Below are 15,271 nucleotides of genomic sequence, written 5' to 3'. Positions count from 1 at the left end.
CCTACACGTAAATTAACAAACTTCAATCATAATTGCGTCACCTTGACCGCCACCGCTACAAATAGAAGCAATTCCAATTCCGCCGCCGCGCTGCTTCAGTGCGTGGATAAGTGTAACGATAATACGCGCTCCACTTGCTCCAATTGGATGTCCCATTGCCACTGCACCGCCATTTACATTCAATTTATCTGGGTCAATTCCTGCAATCTCTGTACTTGCAATTGCTACCGCTGCAAATGCTTCATTAATCTCGAATAAATCGATATCTTCAATTGTCTTGCCTGTTTTTTTCAACAATTCTTTAATTGCATAACCTGGCGTTCTTGGGAAATCTTTAGACTCCACTGCAATTGCTGTATGTGCCAAAATTGTCGCTAATGGCTTTCTTCCTTCTTGCTTTGCTCTGTCTTCGCTCATTAATACGAGCGCAGCACCGCCATCATTTAGTCCAGGAGCATTACCCGCTGTCACTGCCGACGTCTTATCAAATACAGGCTTTAATTTCGCTAATTTTTCAATCGTTGTATCCGCGCGTGGCGCCTCATCTTTTGCAACGACAATAGGATCGCCTTTTCTTTGCGGAATCGTTACTGGCACGATTTCCTCTTCAAAACGTCCTTCTTTATGCGCTGAAACCGCACGCTGATGGCTACGATATGCCCATTCATCTTGCGCTTCGCGAGAGATTCCATCTTCCTTCGCAACTTCTCCGCCATAAACACCCATGTGTATACCTGAAAATGCGCATGTCAAGCCGTCAGCAACGTTTAAATCGATGATTTCGTTGTTCCCCATTCTGTATCCCCATCTTGCACCTCGTAAAATGTAAGGACTGTTACTCATCGACTCCATACCGCCAGCTACAATTAGTGATTGATCGCCAGTACGAATAATTTGATCCGCTAACGTAACCGCACGAAGCCCTGATGCACAAACTTTATTCACTGTTTCCGTCTGTACTTCCCAAGGGATTCCAGCAGCCCTCGCAGCTTGGCGCGATGGAATTTGCCCCTGTCCCCCTTGAATAACCGTTCCAAATATAACTTCCTCAACATCACTAGCAGAAACATTTGCTCTTTCAAGCGCTGCTTTAATTGCAATTCCTCCAAGTTCTGTTGCTTTCACGTCTTTTAAAGACCCTCCAAATTTCCCAACCGGTGTTCTTGCAGCACTTAAAATAACTGTTTTACTCATGTTTCTTTCCCCCATTTCTTTTTTTAGAACCGAGCGCTCGCTCAGCATTGTTACGTTGAGAAGAGGTGCAATGATTGCACCTCTCTCTAAAGTTGTATTCATGCTTGCAGATTACATAGCTTCTTTCTTCTGTCCGATAACAGAGCGTTCTAAAATCTCTGTTACATCAAGCGTTTGAACGTTCTCTTCTACTTCTTTCGCTTTCGTCCCATCACTAATCATCGTTAAGCAATATGGACAACCTGTACCGATAATGGATGGCTGCACAGCTAGTGCTTGTTCTGTACGAGCAACGTTAATACGTGAACCTGCTGTCTCTTCCATCCACATTAAGCCACCACCTGCGCCACAGCACATTCCGGTTTCACGGTTACGTGCCATTTCTACAAGATTCACACCAGGAATTGCTTTCAAAATATCGCGTGGCGCTTCGTATACTTCGTTGTATCTTCCTAAGTAACAGGAATCATGGTACGTAACTGTTTCCTCAATAGCGTGAACAGGTTTTAAGCGTCCTTCTTTCACCCACTGAGCTAACAATTCTGTATGATGATAGACTTCTGCTTGCAAGCCAAAGTCTGGATACTCATTTTTAAATGTGTTATAAGCGTGAGGATCAATCGTAACGATTTTCTTCACTCCTGCTTTTTCAAATTCCTCGATATTCTTTGTCGCCATCTCTTGGAAGACAAATTCATTTCCAAGACGTCGCGGTGTATCTCCAGAATTCTTTTCTTTATTACCAAGTATCGCGAATGAAATGCCTGCTTCGTTCATTAACTTCGCAAACGATATCGCAATCTTCTGACTACGATTATCATATGATCCCATTGAACCAACCCAGAATAAATATTCGAACTCCTCGCCAGCTTTCGATTTTTCTTTTACAGTTGGAACCGTTACTTCATCATCACCTTGGCGCCAAGTTTCACGCTCTTTACGGTTCAGTCCCCACGGATTCCCTTGACGCTCGATATTTGTCATCGCACGCTGCGCTTCCGCGTCCATCTTTCCTTCTGTTAGAACGAGATAGCGGCGTAAATCAATAATTTTGTCAACATGCTCATTCATAACCGGACACTGATCTTCACAGTTACGGCACGTTGTACAAGCCCAAATCTCTTCCTCTGTAATAACATCTCCGATTAAACTCGGATCGTAAGCAAGCGTTGTAGCTGCTGATTCTTGTTGCCCTTTCCCAGCTGTCATCATCGCTAACTGATTTCCTTGTGTATTATTAAAAGCAACTACTGGAACCCACGGTGCTTTTGATGTCACTGCTGCTCCTTTATCAGTTAAATGATCGCGAAGTTTTAAAATTAAATCCATCGGCGATAACATTTTCCCTGTCCCTGTTGCCGGGCACATATTTGTACAGCGACCACACTCTACGCAAGCGTATAAATCAATAAGCTGATTTTGTCTAAAGTCTTCGATTTTACCAACACCAAATGTTTCTTGCGTTTCATCTTCAAAGTCAATCTTTTCAAGTTTCCCTGGATTTGAAAGACGTCCGAAGAAAACGTTAACTGGTCCCGCAATTAAATGCGCGTGTTTTGATTGTGGAACATACACTAAAAACGTTAACAAAATTAGTAGATGCACCCACCAAGAGAAATAGAACACAGAAATGGCTGCGGTTTCATTTATTCCCGAGAAAACGTAAGCGATTGCAGAAGCGATCGGTTCACTCCATGAAAGCTCCTCGCCGTGCCATATAATTCCCATCCCATTACCGAGTAGCACAGAAATCATTAAGCCACCAATAAAGATAAGAACAAGGCCTGATTTGAAATTACGTTTTAAACGAACTAGCTTCTCAACATAACGTCTATGAAAAGCCCAAAAGACTGCAATTAAAATAACAAGTGTGACAATTTCCTGGAAGAATGTAAATGCAGGGTATAGTGGTCCAAGTGGAAGATGTGATCCTGGTGCGAGTCCTTTCCAAACGAAGTCAATTGCTCCAAATTGGACAAGAATAAATCCGTAAAAGAACATAACGTGAATAATGCCGCTCTTCTTATCTTTCAGCAGCTTTTTCTGACCGAAAACATTGACCTTAAGGAGATCCCAACGCTCTTTAAAACGACGGTCAAATTCAATCTTTTTTCCTAACTGTATGTAGGCCATCCTCGTCCGTATAAGATACACAAACAAATATCCCGCATAAGCAATAACAGCAATGGCAGCCAGCCAATTAATGATCAGTAAGCTATTCATTTTTATGCTACCCCTCTCTTTGTAAGCCCTCTTTCTTTTTTTTAGAATCTTCGAAAACATATAATTTTCTGAATTTTATCCCCTGTCTTCATTATATAATGAGTGAGCATTCAGTCAACAGTTTTTTGTTATACAACAACATATTTTTTAATAAAGCTGTTTATTTCGGTGAAACTATAAAGTGAAACTTTAATCCGTAGGGGGTTGTTTCCTCTCGCCTGATTCCTTTAAGTAAGCCTAATTTTTAAGTAGGAGGCTTACCGCCCCTTAATATGGGATAAGGTGAAGCCAATCGGGATTTTCCGGGCAGCCAGTAAAATGAAGGCGAAAAGAATGCAAAGGAGGGAATTCACTTATGTTCTTCTTATCTCTCTTGTTAATATGCGTTACTCTTTGGATCACAATTGACCTTTTATATGGGAGGATTCTTCATTTAAAGCGTGTGCGCTCTCGTACTTTCCCTTTACGTCAAAGTAATTTTCACCTTTATACATACGGGCAAGATTTATATGATGCTTTATTTACTGATATACAACAAGCAAGGCACCATGTGCACGTTTTATTCTTCATTGTAAAAAACGATAAAATCAGTCGTGAATTTTTAAAGTTACTTATCAATAAGGCACAGGAAGGAATTGAAGTAAGACTTTTACTCGATCGATTGGGAAGCCATTATTTATCAAACGAGGCAATTCGTTCCCTACAAAAACACGGCGTCTCTTTTTCATTTTGTCATAAAGTGAAATTTCCTTTTCCGTTCTTTTCTGCAAATCAAAGAAACCATAGAAAAATTACAGTTATTGACGGGAAAATTGGTTATATTGGTGGGTTTAATATTGGAGAAGAATATTTAGGGCATAATCAAAAATTAGGATTATGGCGCGATTATCATTTACGCCTTACAGGAGAAGGAATACAAGATTTACAAAAGCAATTTTTACATGATTGGCTCGACGATACGAACCAAAATTTATTAGATTCACCTCTTTATTTTCCTAAGCAACAACCAGGAATCATTCTACATCGTTTTATCCCTACTGATGGTGCCTATTTGCAAAATACATTTTTACATTTAATCGAAAGTGCGGAAAAAGAACTCTTTATCGGTACACCATATTTCATTCCTGGGAAGAAAATTATGAATGCATTATTAAAAGCGCGAAAACGTGGGGTCCAAATCACGGTTCTCGTTCCAGAAAAAGCGGATCACGCCCTTGTTCGCGAAGCAAAATTCCCATATTGTCGAAAGTTAATACAAGCTGGGTGTAATATTTACGCATTTCAACAAGGTTTTTTTCACGCTAAAGTTATTATAGTCGATGATTATATTTGTGATATTGGAACTGCAAACTTTGATATGAGAAGTTTATATATTAACCATGAAATCAACTGCCTTTTATATGATAAACATTTTATACAAACAGTAAAAAACAAATTCCATGAAGATTTAGAAAATGCGTCATTACTTTCCTTTAAAGATGTTAGCCCGCATTCTCTTATTGATAGGGGAAAAGAATGCGTAGGAACGATACTTGCTTTCTTTCTATAGGAAAGATAATGGATAAAGGAGATGTATTCATTATGATTATGCGTTTCGGATATGTCTCACATGCAATGGCACTCTGGGACTGTTCTCCGGCTAAAACGATGACATTTACAAGCTTTCAAAAGCTTAATAAACAAGAACGAGAAGATAAATTATACGATGTTACACAGCAAAATCTCGAGCATACAATACGTATTCTTCATTACAATATAGCGCATGAAATTCCATTATATCGCTTATCTTCTTCCATCGTCCCACTTGCAACGCATCCCGAAGTCGAGTTTGATTATATCGGGGCATTTACACCGCTTTGGCGTAAAATTGGGGCATTAATTAAAGAACACAATTTACGAGTAAGTTTTCATCCAAATCAATTTACGCTATTTACAAGCGACAAGCCACATATTACAACTAACGCTATTACAGATATGGCCTATCATTATAAAGTATTAGATGCAATAGGAATTGCAGATTCTTCTTATATTAACATCCATGTAGGTGGTGCCTATGGAAATAAAGAACAAGCAGTTGGACGTTTCCATGAAAACATAAAAAAACTTCCTGCACATATAAAAGAGCAAATGACGCTTGAAAATGATGATAAAACATATACAACTGTTGAAACTTTATCGATTTGCCAAAAAGAAAAGATTCCATTTGTATTTGATTATCATCATCACATGGCAAACCTTTGCGAGGAACCGCTAGAAGTGTTACTCCCTGCAATTTTTGAAACTTGGTCACATACAAATGTCCCTCCTAAAGTTCACATTTCCTCCCCTAAATCAAAAAAAGAATTTAGGGCTCACTCTGAATATATTGATTTAGAGTTTATTAAGCCTTTCTTACACATTGCAAAAAAAATCAACCATAATTTCGATATTATGATTGAAAGTAAACAGAAAGATTTAGCAATGTTGCAATTAATACATGAATTATCCTCTATAAGAGGGATAAAAAGAGTAAATAGCTCAACATTACAATGGTAAATTGTAATGTTGAGCTATTTTTTTCAAAAAAAGTAATTTTTATAGTAAAAAACAACCTATTGTATATGCTATGATTGGAATTAGCATTTTCCACCTGCGATTCAACTTTATTGAAACGGAGCCATAATATGATTAATCAAAAAAAATATGTACACTTTGTCACGATGTATATAATTATATTTTCCCTTTGGATATTTCTTATCCCTAAGGACTTGAATATAAAAGAAATTGGAATTCTCTTCTTATTTTGTTTTGCTGCACTCTTTTCTTGCTATTGCTTATATAAAGCTATTAAGAAAATGAAGCGTAGTGATAAATTATTTTGGGTTTTATTACTCTGCACTTGCATATGCGGACTAACTATGGAAATAACTTTATTCCTTCATTCACTTTCTATATATGATCAAGTCATATTCTCATATAAGGCATTGCCCTTTTTCATCATACAATATATTTTGCTCTTTTCTGGGTTTGCTATCAAATTCATAAAACATTACTCTATTAGAGGCCTTGCTCAATTTTCATTCGATAGCATCTTTATTGTTATTATGAATATTTATTTTACCTTAACTTTTATTTTGGACCTCTCAAGCTTTCGTATGTTAACAACAGATCACTGGGTTTTAATTGGATATTTTATTGCACAAGCATTAGTAATTTACGCCGTTATTAGCCTATATAGACGAGAACAATATTCTGCTAGCAGAATTTCATTAATTATCGGTTTTACTATCATACTTGTGTACGGGTATATACATCTGTTCCAACTAAACATGGGGATGAAAACTTCTTCTGAAGTCTCTTATTTAGTACATACTGCTTCAATTTTATTAATTGGTTTATCTTCCATACTATACATTTTGGACAAACCAATGCAGCATGAAACGAAAACAAAGTATTATCGATTTGATTATGTGCGCTTTATATTACCCTATTTCAGTATAATCATTACTTTTTCCTTTATTCTTATTCAACCTTGGGATGATAAGTTCATGCTAATCGGTCTAGTATTATCACTCATCTTATTATTCCTACGACAACTTTACATGTGGAAAGATAATCAAGCACTAATCGATACATATGAACAGTTGACTACACAACTAGAAGGCAAAGTAGAAGAGGGTGCATCTGCGTTATCAAAGAGTGAACAACGCTATAAATCATTATTCGAAGATCATCCTGATGCCGTTTTCTCTTTAAATATGGATGGTATTTTCCAACAATCTAATACAGCTTGTGAAAGCTTATTTACTGCCTACTATTGTGAAGTAGAAAGCTATTCTCTTCTACACTTTATTGACTCAAAAGACCATGATCTACTAAAGAAAGCTTTACAAATAACAAAAGAAGGTAGACCACAAACTTTAGAAGTTCGCACAAAAGAAAAAGAAGGCTACTACTATTACCTTCACGTTACACTCATCCCTACTTTCATAAACAAAGAAGTTGTTGGGATGTTCGGCATAGCACGTGATATTACAACTTTATATGAAAAACAAAAACAAGTAGAACATTTAGCCTTTCATGATGCACTGACTGGATTACCAAATCGCCGAAAGTTTGAAAAAGATTTAAAGAACATTTTAAATATAGCTCAAACTAGCGCAAATGATGTTGCCGTCATGTTCCTTGATTTAGATCGATTCAAAAAAATTAACGATAGACTTGGTCACGACGTCGGAGATCTATTATTAATTGAAGTAGCAAAAAGGTTACGCAGTTGCTTGCGTTCGAAGGATATCGTTGCTCGCCAAGGCGGAGATGAGTTTACAATTCTATTACCAGATATGTACTCAGAAAAAAGTGCTGCTTTTATAGCTGAACAAATTTTAACCATTTTAAACAAACCATTCTTCATTAAAGACGAAGAACTATCTATTACACCGAGTATCGGTATTGCCATGTATCCTGATTACGGAACCGATGTTACTGAATTAATGAAAAATGCCGATATGGCTATGTATCGCGCGAAAGCAAATGGGAAAAACAGATTTGTTTTCTTCTCAAAAGAAATGAGTATCGCCCAAAATGAAATTCAATTCTTAGAAGGCGAACTTGCAAAAGCATTACAACAAAATGAATTTTTCCTTGAATATCAGCCACAAGTAAGCACGAAAACAAAACAAATTATCGGTTTTGAAGCATTAATTCGTTGGAAGCACCCAAAACTCGGCATCGTGTCTCCTGCCCAATTCATTCCTCTAGCGGAGGAAACCGGATTTATTATTGAACTTGGAAATTGGATTTTACGTACGGCTTGCTTAGAGGCAAAAAGATGGCATAATCAAGGTTTTTCTCACTTAAAAGTTGGTGTGAATTTATCTGTTGTTCAATTTAACCATGCAGATTTAATCCCTACTATTTCAAAAGTGTTAGAAGAAACCGAACTAAAATCAGAAGCACTAGATATCGAAATCACAGAAAGTATCGCAATTAATCAAAATCAATCTGTCATTTCCAAACTAGAACAGCTTCAAAATCTCGGTATTCAAATTTCAATCGATGACTTTGGAACTGGTTATAGTTCTTTAGCTTATTTAACAAAATACCCAATCAACACATTAAAAATTGCTCGAGAGTTTATTTGCGGAATTACAAATAGTCCTTTAGAGGAAGCGATTATCTCCTCCATCATTACACTGTCTAAAGAACTAAATTTAGAAGTTATTGCAGAAGGTGTAGAGACGGAAGAACAATGGAAGTTTTTATATGAACAAAACTGTGACCACATTCAAGGATTCCTTATTAGCAAGCCTGTTTCTAGTAAAGACGTTTGGATGTTACTACACAAAAAAACAACCGTCTAAGTAAGACGGTTGTTTTTTAATATTCAAAAGGTAGATCTCCAGCTAATTGTACCTCTTGATCATTATGAGAAATTACTTGGCTTTTCTCTAATGCTGTATCACCTAATGAAATACCCCATGCCATTGCTAACGTTAATAGACTACCAATAAGTAGTTTCTTCATATTCCATCACCCACATTTTTTATTTTAATATATCATGAAAATTTATCCATATCCTATGCAATTATGCATATCCATTTTTTAGGTTATCTATCTACTGATTTTATCTGCGAGCGCTTCTTTATATGCATGCATTTCTAATATATCAAAAAAGAAACTTGCCTTTTTATATGCATCTTCAATCTCTGCCTCATCATACCCCAATTTTCCTAGGCATTCGCCTCTTTGATAATATAGCTGTCCAATTAATGCCATACTATTAATTCGGCATGATATTTCAATTGCTTTATTTACTTGATAAAGTGACCCTTCATATTGCTCGTCTAAGTATAATGCTTTTGCATGATTATATCTTACCTTCACGTCGAATTCTTCATTATCATGCAATGTCTCTAATTGTTTTAATATATCTTCAAATAACTCTATACTTTTCTTAAAATAATTATTTTCAGCATAAATATTTGCAATTGCATTTTCTATATAGAGATTTTGGTATACGTCTATTCCAGCTAATTGTTGATTTAACAATTTTTTCAATTCTAAAATACAATATTCGTAATCAATTTTCTTCAATATGTATGCTGCTACATGATATTGCCATTGAAGAAACTGCTGGAATTCAGGATGATATTCTTCCTTTTTTAGCTCATTCCATACTCTATTATAAATCTCTTTATATTTTTTTTGCTTACACAGCATAATGACTTGATCTTTAAACTGTTTTTTTCTTTCAATATCAGAATAAATAAGTACCTCATAAAAGTGAATAATGGGAACTTGTAATTTTGCTGCGATACCTTGTAATATATCCATACTTGGGTATACCGCGCCCGATTCAATTCGACTCACTTCCGATTGATGACATATGTTATCGGATAACTGTTTTTGTGTTAATCCCCTCATTACCCTAATCTTCTTAATTTCACTTCCTAATTTTTCTGCGTGCATACTTACTCACCATCCCATTATAACAATCTAATTTGTTAAGTTGTCATACCACTACCATAATGTGAATTCGACAATTTTTGATATGAAATAATGCATAATATATATAAAATTCGGCAAATTCTTCATACAATCCATCTCACATACAATAATAGATTAGTAGTTTTATAGATAAATTATAGAAAATTTGCCCGTGCCTTCGTTACATTCGGTCTTCTTTATCCTTTATCAGCAGAAGCTATTCACACCCAAGAACTAGATAAAAATGAAGTAAAAATTGAAATTGCTTAGCCTAGTTTAACGCTTAAAAAATTACACAACCTCAAAATGATACGAAAAATATGGCGAAAAAGTATTTAAGGGGTGAGATAAACGAGGCTAAAGCTCAACAAGGGTGAATGACAACTGAAATGAATGTAGATTCCCAACCTACAAATAAAGAAACAAAAGAAAATTAAACCGAAGTTCGCCTTGCACAAACTTACAAAAACTATAAAACATATAGAAAAGTAGATAAAAATGGAGTAATTACAACTGTTAGTGGCAAGGTTGTCCAAGATTTAGACCAATACCCTAATCTAACTATAACAAATTTTTTGTCGAAAAATGAAGTAAAATCTTCATTACGTACTACTCTTCAAATTCCAATCGATTCATCTGAGACGGAATTCTCTAATGAAACCGTTGTTTATAAGAAAAAAGAAGTTTACCACTCATAGGTAAACTTCTTTTCATATCCATCCCTTTTCTTCTGCAATTGTAATGGCCTCAATTCTATTTTTCGCATCGAGCTTCGTTAATACTTCAGAAATATAATTACGCACTGTGCCAGGTGAAAGATACAGTGTCTTCGCAATTTCATTTGCAGTCTTTCCTTCTTTCGCAAGTAGCAATACTTCCTTTTCGCGATCTGATAACGGATTTTGCTCCTGCCATAAGCCGAACATTAAATCTTGAGAGACTTCTCGCTTTCCTTTCATTACGTTACGAATCGATGCAGCTAAATCTTCACTCGGGCTATCCTTTAATAAATATCCTTGTACGCCAGCTTTCATTGCTCGTTCAAAATAACCAGGACGCGCAAATGTTGTTAAAATCATTACTTTACATGCTGATTTTTCTTTCTTTAATGTTTCCGCAACATCTAATCCGCTTTGAATTGGCATTTCAATATCCATAATGCTTACATCAGGTTGTAACGATTCAATTAGTTTTAGTGCCTCTTCCCCGTTCGCAGCTTGCCCAATTACTTCGATATCATCTTCTAGATCAAGCAAGGCTCCTAATGCACCACGAAGCATCCGCTGATCTTCTGCAATAATAATTCGAATCATGCCCTCACCTCATCTTTTCCTGTTCGAATAACAACCGGTACTTTTACTATTAATAGTGTCCCTGGATTGATTGTGGCCAGTTCAACAAACCCATCAATAAGAGCGATGCGCTCCTTCATACCACGAATGCCATTTCCATCGTGGTTTTGATCTGCTAAACCGATTCCGTTATCTTCTACTTTCAAAATTAGCTCACCTTGTGATTCTATTACAGAAACTGTACAATTTGTCGCCTTACTATGTTTTACAACATTCGTCACAGCCTCACGTAAACACATTCCTAAAATATTTTGTTCAATAGGTGATAACGAACTCGAACTCGCTTCCTGCTTTACTTCTAATTCGATATTAGCCGCTTGTAAGATCGCCCTTATTTGCTCTAGCTCTTCCTCTACTGTAATCATACGCATATCCGAAATTAATTCTCTTAGCTGCTTTAAAGCAGTACGAGATGTTTGTGTAATTTCCTTTGCTTCCGCACTTGCACGCTCCGGATTTTTTACAATTAATTTCTCCACGAGCTGACTCTTTAAAGTAATGAGTGATAACGTATGCCCCAACGTATCATGAAGATCTCTTGCAATTCGTTGCCGCTCTTCACGTTTCACTAAATCTTTAATTTGCTCATTCGCTTCGTTTAATTGATTTCTTAACATCTTTTTTTGATTAAAATTACGCATTCCAAATGGTGTAAGTAGCATTAAAATAAACATCGGAACAATATTTACTAAACTCGTAGTTGTTATTTGATTCATATTTACAAATATAAAACTTCCAAGCATTACAGCTAACAAACTTAACAACACTCGAAACACTTTCTTATTTGGTGCAAACCCTATCGCACTTGCTGTGAAAAAACCAAAAAATATCATGAAGGGGTTGTAAAATAAAGCAAATAAAAAAATGAGTACCATTTGAATACATGCCCAAAAAACAAACGTTCTCTGCACAAAATAAAGCTGACGGTATGTGATAATAAAAACTATCAACATACCGCTTCCAATTACAAGCTTCCACCCTGATGCCTGCGATAAATGGTAAATCGGAAATAATAAATACACGAGAAACATATACGGAAAGAAACCCATATGTTTCGGAAAAATCTCAATCCTCTTCTTCTCTATCATTTATACCGCTTCCTGTCTTTTTCTTATATATATTGATATTACAACAAATATAAGGAAATAACCTCCTAATACCGTGATATTTTCCCAACCAACCGATTTTCCAGCTACAATATCCCATGCACCACTTCCGAAGTGATATGTTGGTGTCCATTCACCGATAGATCTTAATATTTTCGGGAATACTTCGATTGGCATCCATAGACCGCCAATTACAGCTAAACTCATATTTAAAATATTCGCTAAACCCGCTGCTGCATCCGCCTTCTTAATAGAACCTATTACTGTTCCTAATGCTAAAAATGGTGTTACACCTAACAACAACCATAATCCAGCACCAATCCATTGCCCTACTGTTAACTCAACATGATTAATTAATATTCCTGCGATAAAAATAACTAAGATTGAAAAAGCATTCACGACTGTTTGAGCGATGATCTTTGCTGTTATATACGCTCCCTCTGGAAGTGGTGTAATTTTCAACAAATGTGTCCACCCTTTCCCTTTTTCCTGAGAAATCCTTACACCGAAACTAAAAAGTGCTGTCCCTACAATACTAAACGTCGCCATTGAGATTAAATAATGCGCTTTCCAAGCATCTCCGTTTTGTGGCACTTGAATAACATTAGTGAAAATGTAGTAAAACATAACTGGCATTAATAATGAGAAAAAGATAAATAATTTATTGCGGAACGTACGTAAAATTTCTATTTTGCATTGCATCCATAAAGCTTTCATGCGATTTCCCCCTTCTGATTTGCGACAAACTGTTCAAATGCTTCATCAAAACTTCCACGTTCAACTGAAATATTTGTTACAGGTAAGTTCTTTTCATAAATTGCTTTTAAGGTTGCATCCGTATCTTCAGTTATTAAAGTGAAGTGGCCTTCGTTTGATTGTACTTCTGTTACGCTTGGTAACTCTTTTAATAATTTTGCAGGAATACGTTCCTTCGAATAAAATGTAATTGTTTTTCGTGAAATCGTCGCTTTCATCTCATCTGGTGTACCGTCTGCGATAATCTTTCCATTTGCAAACAATAAAATACGATTCGCCAATGCATCCGCTTCTTCTAAATAGTGCGTCGTTAAAATAATTGTTTTCCCTTCACTTGCTAACTTTCGAATCGTTTCCCAAAACATTCTTCGGGACGTAATATCCATTCCAACCGTCGGCTCATCTAAAAATAGCAAATCTGGATTTCCTGCAAGTGCGAGTGCAAAATTTAACCTTCTCTTTTGACCTCCTGATAATTTCTCACATCTTTGCTTTCGCTCCGATTCTAAATTTGATAACTGTAGCAACATTTCTTTCGCTACCGGATTCGTATAATAACTACGGAATAACTCAATTGCCTCTTCCACCGTAATGCTATCAATGACACTTACTTCTTGTAACATCGCACCGAGGCTATTACGAACATCTCTATGTTTGGGACTCTTTCCAAATATAGAAACAGTTCCTTCCGTCGGATCCTTTAATCCCAGCATCATCGACATCGTCGTCGTTTTCCCTGCACCATTCGGTCCAAGTAGTGCTACAATTTCTCCTTTATTCACATAAAATGAGACGTTATTTACTGCCTTTTTATATTTAAATGTTTTAGAAACACCATTTACTTCTATAATCTTTTCCATCTCTCCACCCCCGCTGTTTCTTATATTTACATTGTATTACTTGGAAAACTTAGGAAACAGTATGATGCGTCATGACATCGATATGACAATTGTCATATATTCCTTATGAGAGGAATCAACCTACATACCGCAAGCGAGTAGCAGGACGAAAATAAACATGATACAATCGGGTAAGATATATATTCGAGGAAGGACAGTGGTTTTCATGATTATTCGTAATGAACAAGATTTAGAAGGCTTACGAAAAATCGGCCGCATCGTTGCACTTGCACGTGAAGAAATGAAAAAAGAAGCGAAGCCAGGTATGACAACGAAAGAGCTTGATTTGATCGGTAAAAAAGTATTAGATGAGCATGGTGCTATTTCTGCACCTGAAAAAGAATATGATTTCCCAGGCGTAACTTGTATTAGTGTAAACGAAGAAGTTGCTCACGGTATTCCAGGAGATCGCGTATTAAAAGAAGGCGATTTAGTAAATGTCGACGTATCTGCTGCACTTGATGGCTATTATGCAGATACAGGTATTTCATTTGTACTTGGAGAAGATGAAGCAAAAGAAAAGCTTTGCCAAGCAGCGGTTGATGCATTTTGGGCAGCAATGAAAAAGGTGAAAGCTGGTTCCAAACAAAACCAAATTGGTCGTGCTGTTTCAAACTTTGCACATAAAAATGGATATAATGTAATTCAAAACTTAACTGGTCACGGTATTGGTCTTAGCTTACATGAAGCACCAAACCACATTTTAAGCTACTTTGACCCAATGGATAATGCGCTTCTAAAAGACGGTCTTGTTATCGCTGTAGAACCATTCATTTCTATGAAAGCTGATCACATTATCGAACGTGGCGATGATGGTTGGACATTCGTTACACCTGATAAAAGCCTTGTTGCACAATGTGAACATACAGTTGTCGTAACACGCGGCGAGCCGATAATCTTAACAGAAATATAAAAAAGAACCGCTTCTTAGTAGGAAGCGGTTCTTTTTTACGTACTTTTTTGAAAAGAGGCAATACGGTTGAACTCTTTTTCATTTACGTATATAATTTTTAACGAAGGTTATTGATGATTATCTCTCATAAAAGATGATCAAGGGCGTACCTTCTTTTTTTATTTAATAGCATCGATTAAAGTAACGCATTCTATTTATTATAAAATGCTGTCCTCGCTTTAATCTACGAATTGTATACTCTTTTAGACAGTACATATTTTCTTCATCCTGACCAAATTCAAGCTACATTTTATTACTACCTCAATACGAAAGAACTTTTTACAATAGGATACATTATTTTGGTTAGCATGTATCGTAAAA

12 protein-coding genes and 1 pseudogene are annotated in these 15,271 nt (G+C 36.2%); 5 read left to right on the top strand and 8 right to left on the bottom strand.

The features are described from left to right. Positions 1-12: 12 nt before the first annotated feature. Both QCI46_RS00740 and QCI46_RS00735 read right to left on the bottom strand, forming a co-directional pair. A complete protein-coding gene (locus QCI46_RS00740) occupies positions 13-1,296 on the bottom strand; it encodes an acetyl-CoA C-acetyltransferase (RefSeq protein ID WP_353839390.1) in 1,284 nt (427 codons plus the stop codon). A gap of 9 nt (positions 1,297-1,305) precedes the next feature. Beyond that, positions 1,306-3,417 carry a (Fe-S)-binding protein gene (locus QCI46_RS00735; RefSeq protein ID WP_353839389.1) on the bottom strand — a complete coding sequence of 704 codons (2,112 nt, stop codon included), beginning with the start codon at positions 3,415-3,417 and terminating at the stop codon, positions 1,306-1,308. Positions 3,418-3,772: 355 nt separating this feature from the next. Here QCI46_RS00735 and cls point away from each other — a divergent pair, with 355 nt between their 5' ends. From cls to QCI46_RS00720, 3 genes are all read left to right on the top strand, one after another. Continuing rightward, a complete protein-coding gene (gene cls, locus QCI46_RS00730; RefSeq protein ID WP_353839388.1) occupies positions 3,773-4,966 on the top strand; it encodes a cardiolipin synthase in 1,194 nt (397 codons plus the stop codon). A gap of 32 nt (positions 4,967-4,998) precedes the next feature. Beyond that, a complete protein-coding gene (gene uvsE / locus QCI46_RS00725) occupies positions 4,999-5,952 on the top strand; it encodes a UV DNA damage repair endonuclease UvsE (RefSeq protein WP_353841815.1) in 954 nt (317 codons plus the stop codon). Between the two features lie 128 nt (positions 5,953-6,080). Continuing rightward, positions 6,081-8,759, top strand: coding sequence for a DUF4084 domain-containing protein (locus QCI46_RS00720; protein ID WP_088608227.1), 2,679 nt, complete (start codon positions 6,081-6,083; stop codon positions 8,757-8,759). Between the two features lie 16 nt (positions 8,760-8,775). Here QCI46_RS00720 and QCI46_RS00715 read toward each other — a convergent pair whose 3' ends face one another. Continuing rightward, a complete protein-coding gene (locus tag QCI46_RS00715) occupies positions 8,776-8,922 on the bottom strand; it encodes a quorum-sensing peptide PapR (protein ID WP_000734732.1) in 147 nt (48 codons plus the stop codon). Between the two features lie 87 nt (positions 8,923-9,009). Continuing rightward, entirely contained in the window at positions 9,010-9,867 is an 858-nt protein-coding gene (plcR, locus tag QCI46_RS00710) for a transcriptional regulator PlcR (RefSeq protein ID WP_088123792.1), read from the bottom strand. Positions 9,868-10,035: 168 nt separating this feature from the next. On the opposite strand from plcR, the pseudogene QCI46_RS00705 reads away from it, so the two are divergent. Next, a pseudogene (locus QCI46_RS00705) lies at positions 10,036-10,580 on the top strand (M4 family metallopeptidase); the annotation flags it as partial. Positions 10,581-10,595: 15 nt separating this feature from the next. On the opposite strand, the gene QCI46_RS00700 reads toward QCI46_RS00705, so the two are convergent. The 4 genes from QCI46_RS00700 to QCI46_RS00685 are packed head-to-tail and all read right to left on the bottom strand — an operon-like array spanning position 10,596 to position 13,959. Next, a complete protein-coding gene (locus QCI46_RS00700) occupies positions 10,596-11,198 on the bottom strand; it encodes a response regulator transcription factor (RefSeq protein WP_098670904.1) in 603 nt (200 codons plus the stop codon). Beyond that, complete coding sequence (locus QCI46_RS00695) at positions 11,195-12,325, bottom strand: sensor histidine kinase (protein ID WP_353839387.1); 1,131 nt, start codon at positions 12,323-12,325, stop codon at positions 11,195-11,197. Before QCI46_RS00695 ends, QCI46_RS00700 begins: the two co-directional genes overlap by 4 nt. Further along, on the bottom strand, positions 12,326-13,060 hold the full coding sequence (locus tag QCI46_RS00690; protein WP_353839386.1) for an ABC transporter permease: 735 nt from the start codon (positions 13,058-13,060) through the stop codon (positions 12,326-12,328). It lies immediately after the preceding gene. Continuing rightward, entirely contained in the window at positions 13,057-13,959 is a 903-nt protein-coding gene (locus QCI46_RS00685) for an ABC transporter ATP-binding protein (RefSeq protein WP_353839385.1), read from the bottom strand. The genes QCI46_RS00690 and QCI46_RS00685 overlap by 4 nt, the downstream gene beginning before the upstream one ends. 157 nt (positions 13,960-14,116) lie before the next feature. Between QCI46_RS00685 and map the strand changes: the two genes are divergently transcribed. Further along, positions 14,117-14,911, top strand: a complete 795-nt coding sequence (map, locus tag QCI46_RS00680) for a type I methionyl aminopeptidase (RefSeq protein ID WP_002096176.1) — start codon at positions 14,117-14,119, stop codon at positions 14,909-14,911. The last annotated feature ends 360 nt before the right edge of the window (positions 14,912-15,271 follow it).

It is taken from the genome of Bacillus cereus group sp. RP32, assembly GCF_040459735.1.
GTDB lineage: Bacteria > Bacillota > Bacilli > Bacillales > Bacillaceae_G > Bacillus_A > Bacillus_A wiedmannii.
The sequence above is the reverse complement of the archived record's forward strand: the minus strand, read 5'-3'. Positions and strand labels throughout refer to the sequence as shown.